At 72.0% G+C, this 17479-nt stretch carries 19 protein-coding genes and 1 pseudogene; 5 read left to right on the forward strand and 15 right to left on the reverse strand.

The annotated features are described in order from the left end of the window. Positions 1 to 70 precede the first annotated feature (70 nt). Positions 71 to 1333 carry a WD40 repeat domain-containing protein gene (locus ABZ693_RS01595; RefSeq protein WP_359872159.1) on the forward strand — a complete coding sequence of 421 codons (1263 nt, stop codon included), beginning with the start codon at positions 71 to 73 and terminating at the stop codon, positions 1331 to 1333. Positions 1334 to 1592: 259 nt separating this feature from the next. On the opposite strand, the gene ABZ693_RS01600 is transcribed toward ABZ693_RS01595, so the two are convergent. Together ABZ693_RS01600 and ABZ693_RS01605 are read right to left on the reverse strand one after the other, a co-directional pair. Further along, positions 1593 to 2267: a lytic polysaccharide monooxygenase auxiliary activity family 9 protein gene (locus ABZ693_RS01600; RefSeq protein ID WP_494485943.1), complete on the reverse strand. Its 675-nt coding sequence runs from the start codon at positions 2265 to 2267 to the stop codon at positions 1593 to 1595. Positions 2268 to 2420: 153 nt separating this feature from the next. Continuing rightward, positions 2421 to 2918, reverse strand: coding sequence for a rhodanese-like domain-containing protein (locus ABZ693_RS01605; protein WP_359872161.1), 498 nt, complete (start codon positions 2916 to 2918; stop codon positions 2421 to 2423). A 169-nt stretch (positions 2919 to 3087) separates the two neighbouring features. Between ABZ693_RS01605 and ABZ693_RS01610 the strand changes: the two genes are divergently transcribed. Continuing rightward, entirely contained in the window at positions 3088 to 3534 is a 447-nt protein-coding gene (locus tag ABZ693_RS01610; RefSeq protein ID WP_359872163.1) for an Lrp/AsnC family transcriptional regulator, read from the forward strand. On the opposite strand, the gene arr is transcribed toward ABZ693_RS01610, so the two are convergent. From arr to ABZ693_RS01640, 7 genes and pseudogenes are all read right to left on the reverse strand, one after another. Beyond that, positions 3524 to 3952: an NAD(+)--rifampin ADP-ribosyltransferase gene (gene arr, locus ABZ693_RS01615; protein WP_359872165.1), complete on the reverse strand. Its 429-nt coding sequence runs from the start codon at positions 3950 to 3952 to the stop codon at positions 3524 to 3526. The two genes, ABZ693_RS01610 and arr, sit on opposite strands and share 11 nt — an antisense overlap. Before the next feature lie 241 nt (positions 3953 to 4193). Beyond that, entirely contained in the window at positions 4194 to 4475 is a 282-nt protein-coding gene (locus tag ABZ693_RS01620; protein WP_359872167.1) for a DUF7507 domain-containing protein, read from the reverse strand. 66 nt (positions 4476 to 4541) lie between these two features. Then, positions 4542 to 4631 (reverse strand): annotated as a pseudogene (locus ABZ693_RS36255) (hypothetical protein); the annotation flags it as partial. Next, positions 4628 to 4768 carry a hypothetical protein gene (locus tag ABZ693_RS01625; RefSeq protein WP_359872169.1) on the reverse strand — a complete coding sequence of 47 codons (141 nt, stop codon included), beginning with the start codon at positions 4766 to 4768 and terminating at the stop codon, positions 4628 to 4630. The gene ABZ693_RS01625 and the pseudogene ABZ693_RS36255, both read right to left, overlap by 4 nt. Further along, positions 4765 to 6357 (reverse strand): DUF6923 family protein, encoded by a 1593-nt coding sequence (locus ABZ693_RS01630; RefSeq protein ID WP_359872171.1) that lies wholly within the window; start codon positions 6355 to 6357, stop codon positions 4765 to 4767. The genes ABZ693_RS01625 and ABZ693_RS01630 overlap by 4 nt, the downstream gene beginning before the upstream one ends. A gap of 238 nt (positions 6358 to 6595) precedes the next feature. Then, the gene (locus ABZ693_RS01635; protein WP_359872173.1) at positions 6596 to 7723 is read right to left on the reverse strand and encodes a hypothetical protein; all 1128 of its coding nucleotides are present in this window, start codon (positions 7721 to 7723) and stop codon (positions 6596 to 6598) included. Between the two features lie 74 nt (positions 7724 to 7797). Continuing rightward, positions 7798 to 8694, reverse strand: a complete 897-nt coding sequence (locus tag ABZ693_RS01640) for an alpha/beta fold hydrolase (protein WP_359872492.1) — start codon at positions 8692 to 8694, stop codon at positions 7798 to 7800. A 65-nt stretch (positions 8695 to 8759) separates the two neighbouring features. Between ABZ693_RS01640 and ABZ693_RS01645 the strand changes: the two genes are divergently transcribed. From ABZ693_RS01645 to ABZ693_RS01655, 3 genes are all read left to right on the forward strand, one after another. After that, the gene (locus ABZ693_RS01645) at positions 8760 to 9506 is read left to right on the forward strand and encodes a sigma-70 family RNA polymerase sigma factor (RefSeq protein WP_359872175.1); all 747 of its coding nucleotides are present in this window, start codon (positions 8760 to 8762) and stop codon (positions 9504 to 9506) included. A 114-nt stretch (positions 9507 to 9620) separates the two neighbouring features. After that, positions 9621 to 9977, forward strand: a complete 357-nt coding sequence (locus ABZ693_RS01650; protein ID WP_359872177.1) for a VOC family protein — start codon at positions 9621 to 9623, stop codon at positions 9975 to 9977. A 50-nt stretch (positions 9978 to 10027) separates the two neighbouring features. Next, a complete protein-coding gene (locus ABZ693_RS01655) occupies positions 10028 to 11557 on the forward strand; it encodes a helix-turn-helix domain-containing protein (protein ID WP_359872179.1) in 1530 nt (509 codons plus the stop codon). Positions 11558 to 11670: 113 nt separating this feature from the next. Here the strand turns inward: ABZ693_RS01655 and ABZ693_RS01660 are convergent, their stop codons facing one another. The 6 genes from ABZ693_RS01660 to ABZ693_RS01685 form a co-directional block, all read right to left on the reverse strand. Next, positions 11671 to 12333: a deoxynucleoside kinase gene (locus tag ABZ693_RS01660; RefSeq protein ID WP_359872181.1), complete on the reverse strand. Its 663-nt coding sequence runs from the start codon at positions 12331 to 12333 to the stop codon at positions 11671 to 11673. Positions 12334 to 12739: 406 nt separating this feature from the next. Further along, positions 12740 to 13414, reverse strand: a complete 675-nt coding sequence (locus ABZ693_RS01665; protein ID WP_359872183.1) for a response regulator — start codon at positions 13412 to 13414, stop codon at positions 12740 to 12742. A gap of 106 nt (positions 13415 to 13520) precedes the next feature. Beyond that, positions 13521 to 14273 carry an ABC-2 transporter permease gene (locus tag ABZ693_RS01670; RefSeq protein ID WP_359872185.1) on the reverse strand — a complete coding sequence of 251 codons (753 nt, stop codon included), beginning with the start codon at positions 14271 to 14273 and terminating at the stop codon, positions 13521 to 13523. Then, the gene (locus ABZ693_RS01675; protein WP_359872186.1) at positions 14266 to 15168 is read right to left on the reverse strand and encodes an ABC transporter ATP-binding protein; all 903 of its coding nucleotides are present in this window, start codon (positions 15166 to 15168) and stop codon (positions 14266 to 14268) included. Before ABZ693_RS01675 ends, ABZ693_RS01670 begins: the two co-directional genes overlap by 8 nt. A gap of 102 nt (positions 15169 to 15270) precedes the next feature. Continuing rightward, positions 15271 to 16404, reverse strand: coding sequence for a sensor histidine kinase (locus tag ABZ693_RS01680; protein ID WP_359872188.1), 1134 nt, complete (start codon positions 16402 to 16404; stop codon positions 15271 to 15273). Continuing rightward, a complete protein-coding gene (locus tag ABZ693_RS01685; RefSeq protein WP_359872190.1) occupies positions 16397 to 17404 on the reverse strand; it encodes a helix-turn-helix domain-containing protein in 1008 nt (335 codons plus the stop codon). The genes ABZ693_RS01680 and ABZ693_RS01685 overlap by 8 nt, the downstream gene beginning before the upstream one ends. Positions 17405 to 17479 lie beyond the last annotated feature (75 nt).

Here is a 17479-nt window from a genome sequence, read left to right on the forward strand (position 1 = left end):
CGGGATGGGGCTCCCGTACCGGAAGCCCGAAGATAGCCCGCCCCTGATCACCGGGAACTACGGTGTCCCGATGACTGGTATCGAGGTTGTGGCCCGCACGCGGGTCAGTGGTGGGCATCCCGTCGGGCGACTGGTCTGCCATCCGCGGCTTCCCCTGATCGCCGGCCTGGACGCGGAACGTGGTCTCGTCCACATCTGGTCCTGTGAAGCGGGGCGGCTGCGCGCCCTCGGTTCTGTCGGCGACGGGCGCGGTGTACCTGATTCGGCGTGGCATCGCCCCCGCCACCCGGGGGTGGCCTGGCATCCCCACCAGCCGCTGCTCGCCGTCGCCGGCGAGAGTGGAGTGGTGCGCTGGACTCCCTCCGGGCCGTCCGACCCGGCAGGCCCGCCCTTCACCGCCCGTTACCGCCATCTGGCGTTCAGCCCGGACGGCCGGACGTTGTGGGCCTCACCGTCGTCGGACGGCGCGGACGCCGCGTGGGAACGTTCCGACGCCCTCGATCTCGATGCACGCGTCATCAGCGCCGGCACCGGGCGCCCTTGGGACACCGGCGTCGCGGAGCATCCCGGCGGCGGCCTGATCGCCACGCTCGCGAGCGATCAGGGCGCGACGCTAGGTCTCTTCGCACGCGTCGACCCGGGCGACACTCCCGCGAGGATGCGCGTCCAGGACCACGCGCTGGTCCTGGATTGCGACGGCTACACGACACCGGTCTTCAGCCGGGACGGACGTCATCTCGCGGTCCGAGGCAACGCGTACGGGAACACGCTGGACGTCTTCACGTTCCCCGGACTCCGCCAGGTCCTGGCGACCACGCTCGGCACGCCCACGCCGGACTACCCGTACCCGCAGGAATGGCTCGACGAGATGCGCGCCTGGTCGAGCCACAACATCGCGTTCGGAGCCCGCCCCGGGGTGCTCTGGATCGGCACCCCCACCGGGGCCCTCGTCGAACTCGACATCGAGGCCGAGCAGGCCGCCGGACACGAGCTGTTCGCCGGCACACCGGTGTCCGCGTTGGGCCGCACGCCGACCGGCGATCTCGTCGTCGCGAGCGGCGAAGGCGAGCTCGCGCTCGTGTCCGTGAACGCCGACCCCGCCCAGGCCGAGGCCCTCGGTGACGACACGGCGCGGGCCGCGGTCGCCGCGTTCCTGGAGTCGTCGTCCGAGGTTCCGGACGACGGTGACCTGTGGGCCCATGTCGTCATGACCGACGGGGACCGCAGCTGGGACGCGGACGACACGACGACGGTCACCACGGCATCCGCGACGGATCCGACCTGGCTGCGGCTTCAGGCAGCGGTCAACACCGCCCGCGACCAGGACATATAGGGGACGCCGTCCGGAGGGTGCCGCCGTCGGCGCGGGCCAGGAGCCGCAGGCGCCCACGGCCGGGGCCGCCGAGGGGTCGGCGGCACGCTGCCCCGTACCCAGGCTCTCGCCTCCCGTACGTGAACTCGTCCAGGAACGCGGGAAGCCCCGTCGGGCCAGGGTGACTCGTCGAGTCCCCTGCCCCGACGGAGCCTGGCCGGCCGGGCGGCGGGTCACCGGCGCCCGGCCGAGGCCGGTGCCGGGTACGGCGCTCCCCGGCTCAGCCGAAGTTCACGTCGCTGCACCACATGTAAGCCTGGTCGAGGTGCGAGGCCTGCCAGATCACGAACAGGATGTGGTGTCCGCTGTAGCCGGACGTCTGGACGGGGAACGTGATGTCCCCCGCGGGGGCGTAGCGGCCGGTCTGTGTGATGAAGTCGAGGTTGCCCCAGCCCAGCGTCTGCGTCTTGGGGTCGTAGCCCTGCTTGCTCACATAGACCTTGAAGTAGTCGGCACCGTGGGACGCCTGGTCGCGCAGGTGGACCGAGAAGTTGTTGCCGATGGTGGTGGTCTTCCACTGCCCGGGCTTGTCCAGGCCGGCATTCCTCGACAGGTTGTTGCTGCAGAGCGTCCCGTCGGGGGTCTTCGCCTGGAACTGGCCGCCGAGGCCGTCGCGGAGCGCGCTCATCCAGTTCCACATGGTGTCGGGGTTGGCCTGGAACGCCTGCCAGCACATGGGGTCCTGGGTCTGCATGGCCGGGTTCGTGTGGTCGTTGCCCCACGTCTTCCAGCACTGGTACGCGCGGGAGGCGGGTTTGACGATGGTGCCGTGCGCCTGGGCGGGGGCCGACCAGGTCAGTGCGCCGGCGACCACGGCGAGCAGCACGACGAGCACCTGGAGAGGCCGGCGGAGGGGCGACCGCGTACGCCCGCTTAACGGACTCTGTTGACGCATGGGGGAACTCCTTCCAGTTGTTGACTGTGGGAGCGCTCCCAACGCTAGGACTTCTGCATGAAATGTCAATGAAACAAACGCAGTTGCTCACAGAGACGGGGTGCTTCCGCCGGCCCGGCGACGGCAGGGAGTCCCGTCCGGTTCGATGTCGGATCAGCAGCCGCAGGTGCCCGCTATCGGGGCGGTCAGGGGGTCGGCGGCGCGCTGCTCCGTGCCCTCCCAGGTCTCGTACGCGAAGCCCTCCCGCGCCCAGTACTCGAATCCGCCGAGCATCTCCTTGACCCGGTAGCCGAGCTCGGCCAGGGCGAGGGCCGCGCGGGTGGCGCCGTCGCAGCCGGGTCCCCAGCAGTAGGTGACGACGGGCACCGCCGGGTCGAGCAGGGCGGCGGCTCGCTCCGGAATGAGCGCGGTGGGCAGGTGGACCGCGCCGGGGACGTGCCCCTGGTCCCAGGACTCGGTGGAACGGGAGTCGAGCAGGACGAATCCCGGGTCACCGCCGGCCGCGAGCGCGGCGGCGACGGCCGACACGTCGGCGTACAGGGCCAGCGAGGCGCGGAAGTGGGCGGCGGCCTCGGCGGGCGACGCGGGGGCGACCCGCAGGACGGGGTTGGCGGCGGGGGACGAGACGGGGCTCGGGGCGGTCGTGGTCATGGGTCAGGGCCTTTCGTGGTGACGGGGTGTGCGGACCCACCCGGTGAGCGGCTTGAGCTGCTTGAGCCGCTTTCGACACCTCGAAACTACGGGGCGTGACCGGCGCACTGAAGGTGTCATCCACGGTCTCCGGCTGTTCCGGCAGGGGAATCCGTGTTACTTCTCGGCCATGACCGTGTTTTCCCCTGACGCCCTCGACTGGCGCATCCTCGACATCCTCCAGCACGACGGCCGGGCCAGCTTCGCCGACCTCGCGCGCACCGTCTCCATGTCGGCGAGCGCGGTCACCGAGCGCGTACGCCGGCTGGAGGAGGCGGGGATCATCAGCGGTTACGCGGCGGTCGTCGACCCGGAGAAGGTCGGGCTGACGATCATGGCGTTCGTCCGGCTGCGCTACCCGAACAGCAACTACAAGCCCTTCCACGACCTGGTCAAGCCGATGCCGGAGATCCTCGAAGCCCATCATGTGACCGGCGACGACTGCTTCGTCATCAAGGTCGCCGCCCGCTCCATGCGCCACCTGGAGGAGATCACGGGCCGGATCGGCGGCCTCGGCTCCGTCACGACCAGCGTCGTCTACTCCTCCCCGCTCCCCCGGCGCCCGGTCAGTCGTTGATGGCCTCGACGCCCTCGGCCTTGAGCTTCGCGAGATTGTCCCGCATGTTCTGAAGGACCTCGGGCGGGTGTCCCTGCCACTTCCGGACCTCCGCGACGACGCGCAGGGGCAGGCGCGTGCGGTAGGACCGGGTCGGGTTGCCGGGGAACCGCGTGTCCGTCAGGTTCGGGTCGTCCTCGAAGAAGCCGGTGGGTTCGACGAGGTAGATCCGCTGGTCCTCGTCCACTCCGACGGCCAGCTCGGCTCCCCAGACGGCGGCGTCCAGGGTGGCGGTCATGTAGACGAAGTTCGCCTTGTAGCCCTTGCCGAAGTTGGAGCCGAAGCCCGGCTCCAGGAGGGCGCCGACGGCGAGGTCGGCCTTCGTGCCGTGGAAGAAGGGGCCGGGATCGTCGCTGCCCCACCGGACCGGTTCGTTCACCCTGCGCTTCCTGGGAGAGTCGAATGGATCCGGGCCACGCTATCGGAGGGGCCCGCCCGGGGCGGGGTATCCGGCGAACGCGGGCCGGCAACCCCGTACGACGCACCGCGCCCCCACCCCGTAGAGGGGCGAGGGCGCGGCTGCTGTGCGGGTGTCAGGCCTTCGCTGGGGCGGGCCTTGGGGATGTCAGGCGTGGTGGGAGCCGGTCGTGGCCTTGGCGCGGTCGTAGCCGCCGCCGTAGTCAGGGCACTCGCCGTACTCCTTGCACGGCGGGGTGGGCTTGCCCTTCATGATCACGGTGATGGTGGCGCGGGCCGGGCGCGAGGGTGGTCTCGTCACAGGTGACCTGGGAGACCAGGTCGTCGGCGACGGTGATGTCGGTCAGGGTGGTGGTGCCGGTGTTGGTGTTGGTGACCGTGTAGACGTACGTGACCTGGTCGCCGACCTCGAACGGCCCCTGCGTCTCCGCCCGCTTCGCCAGCGACAGCGACGACTCGGCCGGCGGGACGACGGTGACGGGCACGTCGGTGGTGCAGGTGCCGGTGGTGGCACAGGTGCCGCTGGTCCCCGGGGTGACGGCGTTGCGCAGGTGCCGGTCGCCGGTGTCCGGGTCGTTGACGGTGACGCTGTACGTGAGGGTGACCGTGGCCCCGACAGCGAGCGGACCCGACCAGCTCAGCGTGTCCCCGTGACGGTCGCACCGCCCGTGGCGTCGTTGCTGTACGTCGCGTCGTCCAGCACACCCGACAAGTCGTCCGTGAACGAGGCCGGATCGGCAGCGGTGAACGCGGTGGTGCCCGTGCTCGTGACGGTCACCGTGTAGGTGACCTTGCCGCCCAGGCGGCGACGGGGATCGTGGTGATGCAGGCGTCGGCCGTGGTGCAGGTGCCGGTGGGGCCGGGGACGACGTCGTTGCGCAGGACGTGGTTGCCCTGGTCGGGGCCGTTGACGACGACCGTGTACGTGACCGTGTGGGTCGCGCCGGCGGCCAGCGGGCCGGACCAGGAGACGCCGCCGTCGAGCAGCTGGGCGCCGCCCGTCAGGGAGGCCGGGTCCACCTTGGCGTCGTCGGTGACATCGCTCAGGTCGTCCGTGAAGGTCGCCGGATTGTCGACGGTGTAGTCCACGGTGCCGTTGTTGGTGACGGTGACCGTGTACGTGACGCTGTCACCGGAGCCCACGAAGCCGTCGGGTCCGACGGACGCGGTCTTGGAGACGGTGAAGGACGGCTCGACCTGCCCCGCCGGGCAGGCCGTGGAGTGGGCCGTGTCGTTGCCCTGGTCGGGGTCGTCCTCGTTGCCGACCACCTGCGCCGTGTTGTCGATCCCGTCGGCGACGCAGTCGGTGCCGGGCGTGGCCGGGGCGGTGCCGGTGATGGTGATCTCCGGGGCGTCGGCCCCGTCGGCGAGCGCGGCGCCGGTGCACTGCACGAGGTTCCGGCCGCCCTGGGTGACGATGGCGCAGCCGGGCGTCGTGGTCTGGGGGTTGCTCAGGTTGTCCGGCAGAGTGTCCGTGACGATGTAGCCGGAGGAGTTGCCAGGGCCGTTGTTGTGGATCCGCAGGGTGTACGTGATCGTGTCGCCCGGCGCCCAGGTCGACGGCCCTTCCTTGGTGATCGCGAGGTCGGCGGGCTCGCCGGGGACGGACGCTCCGTCGTTCTGTGTGTTCGCCGGGCCCCTGGTCGAGGAGAGGATGGTGGCCGTGGGGGTGGCGGACGTCGGGTTGTTGATGCGGAGCTGGTAGACGGTGCCGGTGACGTTGTTCGAGATGCCGATGTTGCCGTTGCCGTAGACCCACTGGGCCCCGTACGGGTTCGCGGGGAGCCCGGGCAGGGCGACCACGAGGACGGTGCCGGTGGCGGGGTCGATGCGGTAGAGCTGGTGGCCCTCTCCGTACACGCCCCAGATGTAGCCGTCCTTCCAGACGATGTCGGACAGGTTCGGGACGTTGGAGGAGAGCGCGATCCGGTGCGAGGTGTGGGTGGGGACGTCGACGGCGTACAGGCTGTTGTCGGTCGTGGACTGGCGGACGTAGAGCGTGTCCGCGGTGGGTCCGTCGCCGAAGGTGCCCTGGTTGTAGCTGAAGGTGCCGCTGGAGGGCAGGCCGACCTGGCCGGTGTTGGTGGCGACGCCGCCCTGGCCGATACGGGCGAGGCCGTCGTTGTTGTTGATGGCGTGGAGGTACCGGTCCGCGGCGCGGAAGCCCATGGCGTTGTGGCCGAAGGTGGCGGTGCCCTCCCGGACGAAGGTGACCTGGCCCGTGCCCTGGACGGCCTCGTAGAGGGTGGTCGGTTCACCGGGCGCCGGTCCCTGGGCCACGAAGACCAGGCCGGGCCCCCCGGGGAAGGGGTCACCGGCCGCGGCATACGCCTGTTGCTGTCCTGGCAGCATCAGGCACGCGGTCATCAGCCCCGCGACCCCCCGCTAGACCCCACAAACGGCGCAACACCCCGTTTCGCTCCTTTGATTGGCGGCGTCCCTGACGACGATCACGGGATGTCAATGCCATAAAAGCGGCAAAACGACCACCGCTGCCCGGTCACGCTTCCTTGACACGCCCGGGAGTGGCTCGCTGTCAGCCATATGCCCGATCACCTGGAGGTGGGCGCGTCCCACGGGGCCGCCGGGGCTCGCCGAAGGCGCGTCAGCGGGACCAGACGTGGAGGGCGTTGTCGGCCCGGGACGTCGTGTACCAGGTGCCGTCGCCCAGGGCCGTGGGCGGGACCTCCACCGGGAAGGGGTAGCCGATCCGCTCGACGCGCGCCATCCGGGCCGTGTCGACGAGCCAGTGCCGGAGGTCGCCGTGCTCGTCGTCGCTCTCGACCGATCCGAAGACGGCGGTGTCCTCGTCGACGAAGCCTCCCGCGTAGTCGAAGTACGCCGGGTCCGCTTCCTCCTCGTCCTGCTCGTCCTCCCCCTCCTCCTCGTCCCTGGACTCGGGGGCTCGTGGCGGGATGGCGGACGCGTCGAGTGCCGCCGTCACCGCTCCATCGGCGAGCCGGCGGACGGCGAGTGTGTCCTGATCGTGGGTCACGGTGAGCAGGCGGTCGCCGCCGGGGCCGACGGCCAGCAGGACGAGGTCGTCGTCGCCGAGACGGTCGACGGTGAGGGCGCGCCCGTCGAAGCGCCCCCACCGCAGCGGGGAGCCGTCCTGGCCCTCGCCGATAGTCAGCCCCATGCGCGAGGGATCCGGGTGCGGTACATGGAACGAGCCGGCCGCCGCGGTGCCCGTCTCGGCGCGCGCGAGAACCGAGCCGTCCGCCGCGTCCAGGACGAGCCATTCCTCCTCGCCCGAGCCCGGTCCCTGGACGGGCGCGTCGCCCGCGAGGGGGCCGCGGACGTGCGCCCAGACGAGCGTGCCGTCGGCCGAGAAGCACGTGGAGCCGCTGGGCGCGTACCGGTGCGCGTGATCGTCCGCCGCGTACGAGGTGACCGCCCCGCCCTCCGGGCAAGGCGCCCAGCAGGCGTGGCCGAGTTCCCAGCGCACGGCCCCGGTCCGGTCGACGGCCCGCAGCCCGTGCGGCCCCGAGAAGACGGCCAGGGTGGCGCCGGGTGAGACGACCGCGTCCCCGCACCGGCGCGGCCAGGGCGCCGGGAAGCGGATCGGCTCGGCCGTGGCCGGTGCCGCCACCTGCCGCACGATCAGTTCCGTCTCCCCGCGCTGGACGAGCAGCCGGGCGGCCGGCCAGGGCGTCAGCCAGGGGGTGTCGTCCGCGCCGGTGAAGGGCAGCGGGGCGGCGAGGGTGGCCACGAGACGGGCGGGGTGCGGCACGGGGTCTCCGGGGAACGGGCGCGAGGCGGAGGGGCGGGCGGGGCGAGATGGGGCGGGGCAAGGCGTCCGGGACGTTACGACACGCCACCGACAGGGCGGGGCGCGGGTGGCGTGGTCTCCAGGAAGTCCGTCAGGGTCGCGGTGAAGCGGGCGGGATCGTCCAGCCACGGGTAGTGGCCCGCGCCGGACTGGACCGTGTGCGCGAGGTGCGAGGCGGCCGTGAACAGGGCGGCGAGCGACGCGACCGCCGACGGCGGGCTGTTGAGGTCATGCTCGCCCGCGAGCACCAGGACCGGGGCGGCAAGGCCGGCGAGGGCGGCGCGGGTGGCGTCCGGAGCGAAGGCGCCCTCGGTGCCGAAGCGGGCGACGGCCTCGGGGTTCGCGGGCCGGGCCGCGGCGTGATGGCGGCGGGCGGCGGCGTCCCAGCGGCCGTACCGGAAGGGGGTGACGGCCTCCCAGTCGGCGTCCGTGCCGGTGCCCGCGTTGACGGCTTCGAGGGCGGCGTACGCGGCGGGGAACCACGGCTCGTGCGCGCGGCGCCGCGCGAGCGCCAGGCGTTCCTCGACGGTGGTGTCGATGCCGACGGCGCGGGTGCCGGGAGTGACGAGGAGGAGCCGGCCGACGCGGTGCGGGTGGCGTGCGGCGTACTGGACGGCGACGTTGGCGCCCGCCGAATGGCCGAGCAGGTCGATCCGTTCGACCCCGAGGTGGGCGCGCAGCGTCTCGATGTCGTCGGCGAGCCGGTCGCAGCGGTACGAGGCGGGGTCGGCGGGCACGGCGGAACATCCGGTGCCGCGCGGGTCGGGCAGCAGCAGGGTGCGGTGGGCGGCGAGACCGCCCAGGTCGCCGAGGTAGCCGCAATCGGTGGGGCCACCGGGGACGCAGAGCAGTGGGGCGCCGGAACCGAGGGCGCGGAAGGCGAGCCGGGTGCCGTCGGGGGCGGTGAGGAAATCCGGGGTTGGTGAGGCCATCGAGGTCATAACCAGGTTGTACAACCTGGTTATGACCTCTGTCGAGCGCGTTGTATAACGGGGTGATGGCAGTGGAGGAGGGCAGCAGCGTGACGAGCACGCCGACGACACCGACGGGGGCGGCCGGGGCGGGGGCGCCCGGAGCGGGCACGACCGGAGCGGGCACGACCAAGGCGGGGGCGACCAAGGCGGGGGCGGCCGGGGCGGATCCGACGGAGGAGCAGCTCGCCGTCATGTTCGCCGGGCTGAACGAGGTCATCCGCGCGGGCGAGGAGATGCGCCGGCTGCGCGCGGAGATGATCCGGGTCCTGGCCGGCGCCGGCTGGACCCAGGACCGGCTCGCCCGGCTCGCCGGGATGAGCCAGCCGGCCGTCTCCAAGCAGGTGACGGGATCCCACGGCGCGGCGGACACGGGCGGGCTGGCGCTCGACCAGGAGGACGCGCCCTGGCTCGAAGGGCGCCTGTGGGGCCTCGCGGAGGCGATCGCCGAGGAGGTCGCCGAGTCCGGCGAGTCCACCGGATCCGCGGGCGGCGGCACGGCCCGGTCCGCGCGCCTGACCCAGGCCCTGGCGCGCGGCCGCAAACGCTTCACCGAACGGAACGTGGACGCGCTGCGCCGCCTCGTCGAGGAGGACCTCCGCACCCACCGGGCCGCCCTGGGCCCCCGTCACCAGGAGGCGCGGGAGGCGTACGACCGGATCGCCCGCGCCCTCGACACGGGCGGGGCGGCCGGCCCGTACACCGAGGGCACCGCACCCGCCCGCCGGACCCTCGCCCGCCAGGTCCAGCGGATGCGGCTGCGGCAGGCGTGACCGCGGCGCGCGCGGCGGGGCCCTGACGCGGAGCCGCACCCCACCGCCCGCCCCCCTACTCCGTACGGAAGCGGAGCGATTGCCGCCGACCGCCCCGAAGGCGACCATCGAGGCATGTTCAGCGGCGCGCATATGGTCATCTACACCCGGGACGCGGAGGCGGACCGCGACTTCCTCAAGGACGTCGTCGGCTTCGACCATGTCGACGCGGGGCGCGGCTGGCTCATCTTCCGGTTGCCGCCGGCCGAGATCGCGGTCCACCCCACCGACGGTGAACCGTGGCACGAGATCTACCTGATGTGCGAGGACATCGCGCAGACCCTCGGCACCCTGGAGGACCGGGGCGCGGAGATCTCACGGCCTGTCACCGACCAGCGCTGGGGCCTCGTCGCGGCCGTGCGGCTGCCGAGTGGTACCGAACTGCCCCTCTATGAACCCCGTCACCCCATTGCCCACACTCCGTCACCCTGACAGATCACCCCACCGCGCGCACCATCTCATATCTGAGATACCGTGACGCCATGACCGACGATTACCTCGAGCGCATCGGCAAGCTCATCCGTGACGCCCGTCAGCACCGCGGCTGGACCCAGACCCAGCTCGCCGAAGCCCTCGGCACCAGTCAGAGCGCCGTGAACCGGATCGAACGCGGCAACCAGAACATCAGCCTTGAGATGATCGCCCGCATCGGCGAGGCCCTCGACAGCGAGATCGTCGCTCTCGGTTACGCCGGCCCGATGCACCTGCGCGTGGTGGGCCGCCGCCGGCTCTCCGGCGCCATCGACGTCAAGACCAGCAAGAACGCCTGTGTCGCGCTGCTGTGCGCCACGCTGCTCAACAAGGGCCGTACGGTGCTGCGCCGGGTCGCGCGCATCGAGGAGGTCTTCCGGCTCCTCGAGGTCCTCAACTCCATCGGCGTCCGCACCCGCTGGATCAACGACGGCGTCGACCTGGAGATCGTGCCGCCCGCCGAGCTCGACATGGAGTCGATCGACGCGGAGGCGGCCATCCGCACCCGTTCCATCATCATGTTCCTCGGTCCGCTGCTGCACCGCATGGACCGCTTCAAGCTGCCGTACGCCGGCGGCTGCGACCTCGGCACGCGCACGATCGAGCCGCACATGATCGCGCTGCGCCGCTTCGGCCTCGACATCACCGCCACCGAGGGCCTGTACCACGCCCAGGTCGAGCCGGGCGTCTCCCCCGACCGCCCGATCGTCCTGACCGAGCGCGGCGACACGGTGACCGAGAACGCCCTGCTCGCGGCCGCCCGCCACGACGGCGTCACGGTCATCCGCAACGCCTCGTCCAACTACATGGTCCAGGACCTGTGCTTCTTCCTGGAGGCGCTGGGCGTACGGATCGACGGCCTCGGCACCACCACCCTCACCGTCCACGGCGTCCCGCAGATCGACGTCGACGTCGACTACTCCCCCTCCGAGGACCCGGTCGAGGCGATGAGCCTGCTGGCCGCGGCCGTCGTCACCGAGTCGGAGCTGACGATCCGCCGGGTGCCGATCGAGTTCATGGAGATCGAGCTCGCGGTCCTGGAGGAGATGGGCCTCGACCACGACCGCTCCGCCGAGTACGCCGCCGACAACGGCCGCACCCGGCTGGTCGACCTGACGGTCCGCCCCTCCAAGCTGGAGGCGCCGATCGACAAGATCCACCCGATGCCGTTCCCCGGCCTCAACATCGACAACGTGCCCTTCTTCGCGGCCATCGCGGCCACGGCGCAGGGCAAGACCCTCATCCACGACTGGGTCTACGACAACCGCGCCATCTACCTCACCGACCTCAACCGCCTCGGCGGCCGCCTCCAGCTCCTGGACCCGCACCGCGTCCTGGTCGAGGGCCCCACCCGCTGGCGCGCCGCCGAGATGATGTGCCCGCCGGCCCTGCGCCCGGCCGTGGTCGTCCTGCTCGCGATGATGGCCGCCGAGGGCACCTCGGTGCTGCGCAACGTCTACGTCATCAACCGGGGCTACGAGGACCTCGCGGAGCGCCTCAACTCGGTGGGCGCGCAGATCGAGATCTTCCGCGACATCTAGCCCGTGTAGCCCGTGCGGGCCCTCCCCCTCACCCCCTCATGCACCGACCCCCTCCCGGGGCCGCGCGAAGCGGCTCCGGAAGGGGGCCGAGGGGGCTGGTGTGCCGGGCGGGGTCAGACCTGGCAGCCGCCGGCCGCCAGGGCCTCCTTGACCTCCTGGGCCACGCGGATCGCGTCCTCGGGGTTGTTCACGACGTCGGTGCAGTTCATGTCGATGACCAGGACCTCGCTGGCCGAGTAGTGCTTGTGCACCCAGTCGTCGTAGCCGGACCACAGCGTCCGGTAGTACTCGACCAGGCTCTCGTCCTGCTCGAAGTCGCGGCCCCGCAGACCGATCCGGTGCATCACCGTCTCGAAGTCCGCCTTGAGGTAGACCATCAGGTCGGGCGCCTTGCGGTACGGCAGGCCGTCGATCTCGCGCATCATCTCGTCGAGCAGCCCCTCGTACACCTGCATCTCGAGGGTGCTGATCCGCCCCAGGTCGTGGTTGACCTTGGCGAAGTACCAGTCCTCGTAGATGGACCGGTCGAGGACGTTGTTGCCCTCCTTGTACGCGTCCTTGATCGCGGCGAACCGCGTCTGCAGGAAGTAGAGCTGGAGGAGGAAGGGGTAGCGCTTGGCCTGGATCTCCTCGGGGCTCGCCGTGTAGAAGAGCGGAAGGATCGGGTTGTCTTCGACGCTCTCGTAGAAGACCTCGCTGCCCAACGACTCGGCCAGCAGTTCGGCCACGCTCGTCTTGCCGATTCCGATCATGCCACCGACGCAGATCACTGGCATACCTCACTTCTCCCTGGGGTCTTCTGAATCACGGGCGGGTGGACCGGGTTCCCCGCTCCGCTGGAAGACGTGCCGGCGCGACGTGCCGGTATGACGTCGGTTCCCCCGGGATCTGCATGATCAGCGGCGTACGGTCCCCTCCGGACCAAGGCCCCGACGCGCGCGCTCCTCGACCGGCAGGACCCCCCGCCGGTTCCGCGGTTGCCACGCAAGCGACGAGCCACTGCCTCGTGGCCGCCTTGAAGCATAAATCACGATCCGCTTTGCTCTGGCCAGGGCCTCGGGGCCACGGGCCGCTGTGCGCGCGGCTCGTGGCTTCCCGGTGCTCGGCCCGTGGCTCTTCGGGACTCGGCCCGGCATGACGGCGCTCGGACCGGTGTTCCGTGCTCGGACCGGTGTTCCGCGCTCAGCCCGGCATTCCGCGCTCGGCCAGGCCGCTCTCGTACGCGATGACGACCAGCTGTGCGCGGTCGCGGGCGGTCAGTTTGGCGAGCAGGCTGCTCACGTGGGTCTTGACCGTCGGCAGGCTGATCACCAGCCGGGCGGAGATCTCGGCGTTCGACAGTCCGTTCGCGATCAGGACGAGCACCTCCTGCTCCCGCTTGGTGAGGCCGATCAGGCGGGGTGCGGGACGGTTCGTCTCGCCGCCGTGGGAGAGGTCCGCCAGGAGGCGGCGCGTGACCGTCGGCGCCAGCACACCGTCACCGTCGGCGACGATCCGGATGCCCGCCACCAGCTCCGCCGGCGAGGCGTCCTTCAGGAGGAAGCCGCTCGCGCCCGCCCGCAGGGCCGGGTAGACGTAGTCGTCCATGTCGAACATGGTGAGGGCGAGGACCCGCACACCGGACATGGTCGCGTCCGAGCGGATGTGCCGGGTGGCGGCCACGCCGTCCATGCCGGGCATGCGCAGGTCCATCAGGACGACGTCCGGCTTCAGCTCCCTGGCCAGCTCCACCGCCGCCGCGCCGTCGCCCGCCTCGCCGACCGTCCGCATTCCCGGCGTCGCGTCGACGAGGAGCCGGAAGCTCCCGCGCAGCAGGGCCTGATCGTCCGCGATCAGTACCCGGACCGTCTCGGCCATTCCGGTTTCCTCGCGTATCGGTCGTCGGGCCACCGGGTCGCCGGTGTCCGCTCATTCAACCCCACCGGCCTTGCCGGTCAGGAGTGTTCAGGCCGCCCGCAGTCCGTCACGCGTCCCAGCGGCGGTGCCGCAGCCAGCCCGCGAGCAGCGCGGCCGCGGTCCAGGCGAGGAGTACGAGGAAGCCGGTGTACGCCTCGTCCGAGCCGACGGCCACCATCCGGGCGCCGGCCCGGTCCGGGAAGTACCGCGCCATCTCCTTGGTCGCTCCGATGACGGAGAGGATCTGAGAGCCGGCGAGCACGGTCGGGAGCAGCACCGCCAGGGGGACGACGGCGCTGCGGCTCGCCGCGGCCACACCCGCCGCGAACAGGCTCATCAACGTCAGATAGAGCACGGCACCGGCCAACGCGCGCGGGACACCGCTCGCGTCGATCGGGGCGCCGTGGCGTCCGAGGGCGAACTGGGTGACCAGGTAGCAGGCGACGGCGACGGGGACCGCGAGGGCCGCGGCGGCTCCGGCGATGACGGCGGTCTTCGCCCCGTAGAGCCGTCCGCGCCGGGGTACGGCGGTCAGCGAGACCCGCATCATGCCCGAGGTGTACTCGCCGGCGAACACCAGCACGCCGAACACGATGAGCGCGAGCTGGCCGTAGAGGAGGCCGTCCAGACCGGCCTGTTCGGGGGTGAAGTCGGGGCGGAGGCCGGGGTGGTCGGATTCGATCGCGCCCTTCGCCGACCAGCCGTTGAGGGCCGAGACGAGAATGCTGAAGGGGACGAAGAACAGCAGCGCGGTACGGGTGCCGCGGATGCCGCGTACTTTGGTGAACTCGGCCCGGATGGCCGCGACGGTCTCAGACATGGCCGTTCTCCCTTTCCTCGCCGACGAGTTCGAGGAAGGTGTCCTCAAGTGAGGCCGTGTGGGTGCTCAGTTCGTCGAGCAGGACGCCGTGGGCGGCGGCGAGCCGGCTGATCTCGGCCGCCAGGAGGCCGACGACCTCCAAGCCGCCGTCGGGGGTGGATATCGGCGAGGCTCCCCCGCGTTCCAGCTCGCGCGCGAGCAGTCCGGGGTCGGAGGGCCGCACGCGGACGCGGGTCCGGCCGTGGCGCCGGATGAAGTCCGCCATGCCGGTGTCCGCGAGCAGCCGTCCGCGGTGGATGACCAGCACATGGTCGGCCACCAGGGACATCTCGGTCATGAGATGGCTGGAGACCAGGACGGTCCGGCCGTCGGCGGCCATCCGTCCCAGCAGGTCGCGCAGCCACCGGATGCCTTCCGGGTCGAGACCGTTGACCGGCTCGTCGAGCACCAGCACGGCCGGGTCGCCGAGCAGCGCGGCGGCCAGGCCGAGCCGCTGGGCCATCCCGAGGGAGTAGGTGCCGATCCGCCGGCGGGCCGCGTCCGTCAGACCGACGGTCTCCAGCACCTCGCCGACCCGCTTCCGGGCGACGCGGTTGCTCCGCGCGATCCACAGCAGGTGGTCGGCGCCGGTCAGGCCGCGGTGCGGGGCCGAGGTCTCCAGGAGGGCGCCGACCCGCCGGGCCGGGTACCGCAGATCACGGTAGGCACGGCCGTCGATGCTCACGGATCCGGCGTCCGGCCGGGTGAGGCCGAGCATCAGGCGCATCGTGGTCGACTTGCCGGCTCCGTTGGGGCCCAGGAATCCGGTGACGGCTCCCGGCCGCACCGTGAAGGTGAGATCGTCCACGACGGCTCGCCGCCGGTACCGCTTGGTCAGGTTCACGACGTTGATCACACGGCGATTCTTGCCGGGCGTGCACGGCGGCCACATCGGTCCCGCGTCGGGATCGCCACGCGAACTCCGCGCCTCGAAGCCCTACTTGCGGATGAGTCCGGCTCAGTACGGCAGCGTCGCCAGGACCCGGAAGCCGCCGCCCGGCCGCGGTCCCGCGCTGAGGGTGCCGCCGTGGGCCGCGACCCGTTCCCGCATCCCGACCAGGCCCATTCCGCCGCCGGACACGACCGGGCGGGGGCCCGGTCCGGGACCGTCGTCGGTGATGTCGATCGTGAGCCTGCCGCCCTCGGCGGTGATCGACACGTGGCAACGGGCCGGCCCGGCATGCTTGATGACGTTGGTCAGCGCCTCCTGGACGATCCGGTACGCGGACAGCGCGACCCCGTCGGGCGGCTCCTCCGCGCACCGGGACCGCAGCTCGACGCGCGCGCCCGCGGTCTCGGCCGTACGGACGAGAACGGGCAGGTCCGCCAGGCCGGGCACCGGCCGGAGGTCCCGGTCTTCGCCCGCCTGCTCCTGGCGCAGGGCGGTGAGGGTGGCCCGCATGTCGCGCAGAGCCCGGCGGCTGACGTCCTCGATCGTCCTCAGGGCTTCCCGTGCCTCCTCGGGGCGGGTGTCGACCACATGGTTGGCGACACCGGCCTTGACCGCGATCAGGCCCACGCTGTGGGTGACGACGTCGTGGATGTCCCGGGCGATACGCAGGCGTTCCTCCGTCTTCGCCTGTTCGGCCGCCCGTGATAGGGCGTGCCGGAACCGCTCCCGCCGCTCGCCGACGGCCGCACCCGCCGCCCAGGTGGCGCCGAGGACGAGCAGCCCGACCAGGATCTGCACGGCCCGGGTCCCGCCCGGGTAGCCCCGCCCGCCCGTCAGCGTGAGGAGGGCGGCACCCGCCGCGCACAGCCCGGCCAGGAGCATCGACGACAGCTCCGGCCTCCGGGTCCGCGTCGTCGCCACCGTGTACACGGCGTAGGCGGCGGCGAGCAGCGGAGCCGGTCCGGCGCCGACGGCGAGGGCCGCACCCGCGGCGGCCAGGACGAACCCGAAGACCGGTACGGGCCACCGGCGCCGGACGGCCAGGGGCAGCGCGGCGCACAGTGCGAGCAGCCAGACGACACCGTCACCCGGTCCGCCGGCGGCGGCCGGCCGCAGGACGGAGACCTGCGGCAACAGCGTGAACCCCGCGGCCGCCAGCGCGTCGAGGGCGATCAGACGACGGTGCGGCGCATCAATCATCCCTGGAACGTAGGCGCTTGGCGCGCGGGGCGTCCAACGGGTCACCGCCCGGGCCGGGGCGGGTGCGCAGGCGGAAGGTGCGGCGGTAGGTGTCGGGCGGGACACCGACCGTACGGTTGAAGTGGCGGCGCAGTGTGGTGGCGGTGCCCATGCCGGTGGCCGCCGCGATGGTGTCGACGCTGTCGTCGGTGGCCTCCAGCAACTCCTGGGCGTAGCGGATCCGTTGGGTGAGCAGCCATTGCAACGGGGTGGTGCCGGTGACCGACTTGAAGTGGCGGCCCAGATGGCGGGAGCTCATCCGCGCCCGCCGGGCCAGGTCCTCCACGGTCAGCGGCTGGTCGAGCCGTTCCCTCACCCAGGGGAACAGGTCGGCGAGCGGATGCCGGTCCGGGGCGGGTACCGGGGTGGTGACGAACTGGGCCTGGCCGCCGTCGCGATGGGGCGGCACGACCAGCCGGCGGGCGACGGCGTTGGCGACCGACGCGCCGTGGTCCAGGCGGACGAGATGCAGGCACAGGTCCATGGCGGCGGCCTTGCCGGCGGAGGTGAGAACGCTGCCGTTGTCGACGTAGAGGACGTCCGGGTCCACCGTCACCCGGGGGTAGCGGTCGGCGAGGACCCGCGTGTGCGCCCAGTGCGTGGTCGCCCGCAGCCCGTCCAGCAGGCCGGCGGCGGCCAGCACGAACACGCCGGTGCACAGGGAGGCCACCCGTGCGCCCGCCTCGTGGGCCGCGCGCACCGCGTCCACCAGTTCGGCGGGCGGGTCCGCGTCGACGTCGGCCCAGCCCGGGACGATCACCGTGTCGGCGTACGGAAGCCGGTCGAGCCCGGCGTCGGGCTCCAGCCGGAAGCGGCCGGCCCGCACGCCGCCCGGGCCGCAGACGGCGAGGTCGTACCAGGGGCCCGGCACGGCGTCCGGGGCGGCGGCGAAGACCTCGTAGGCGAGGGACAGTTCGAAGTGCAGCATCCCGTCGGTGACGGCCAGCGCGACAGTGGTCACGTCCGGAATTGTACGGGTCATGTCGTTCCGGACACTCGTGCGGGCCGCCCGCGCCCGACAGGATTCCCGTGTCGA

Origin of the sequence: Streptomyces laurentii, from assembly GCF_040635425.1 — a bacterium.
Classification (GTDB): Bacteria; Actinomycetota; Actinomycetes; order Streptomycetales; family Streptomycetaceae; genus Streptomyces; species Streptomyces laurentii.

Excerpts from the sequence above, each read along its gene's own strand:
- ABZ693_RS01660 (WP_359872181.1), bottom strand. The coding sequence starts at position 12,333 with ATGCCAGTGATCTGCGTCGGTGGCATGATCGGAATCGGCAAGACGAGC.
- ABZ693_RS01645 (WP_359872175.1), top strand. The coding sequence starts at position 8,760 with ATGGCAGTGGAGGAGGGCAGCAGCGTGACGAGCACGCCGACGACACCG.
- ABZ693_RS01605 (WP_359872161.1), bottom strand. The coding sequence starts at position 2,918 with ATGACCACGACCGCCCCGAGCCCCGTCTCGTCCCCCGCCGCCAACCCC.
- ABZ693_RS01665 (WP_359872183.1), bottom strand. The coding sequence starts at position 13,414 with ATGGCCGAGACGGTCCGGGTACTGATCGCGGACGATCAGGCCCTGCTG.
- ABZ693_RS01630 (WP_359872171.1), bottom strand. The coding sequence starts at position 6,357 with ATGACCGCGTGCCTGATGCTGCCAGGACAGCAACAGGCGTATGCCGCG.
- ABZ693_RS01650 (WP_359872177.1), top strand. The coding sequence starts at position 9,621 with ATGTTCAGCGGCGCGCATATGGTCATCTACACCCGGGACGCGGAGGCG.
- ABZ693_RS01640 (WP_359872492.1), bottom strand. The coding sequence starts at position 8,694 with ATGGCCTCACCAACCCCGGATTTCCTCACCGCCCCCGACGGCACCCGG.
- ABZ693_RS01670 (WP_359872185.1), bottom strand. The coding sequence starts at position 14,273 with ATGTCTGAGACCGTCGCGGCCATCCGGGCCGAGTTCACCAAAGTACGC.
- ABZ693_RS01610 (WP_359872163.1), top strand. The coding sequence starts at position 3,088 with ATGACCGTGTTTTCCCCTGACGCCCTCGACTGGCGCATCCTCGACATC.
- ABZ693_RS01595 (WP_359872159.1), top strand. The coding sequence starts at position 71 with ATGACTGGTATCGAGGTTGTGGCCCGCACGCGGGTCAGTGGTGGGCAT.
- ABZ693_RS01680 (WP_359872188.1), bottom strand. The coding sequence starts at position 16,404 with ATGATTGATGCGCCGCACCGTCGTCTGATCGCCCTCGACGCGCTGGCG.
- ABZ693_RS01600 (WP_494485943.1), bottom strand. The coding sequence starts at position 2,267 with ATGCGTCAACAGAGTCCGTTAAGCGGGCGTACGCGGTCGCCCCTCCGC.
- ABZ693_RS01655 (WP_359872179.1), top strand. The coding sequence starts at position 10,028 with ATGACCGACGATTACCTCGAGCGCATCGGCAAGCTCATCCGTGACGCC.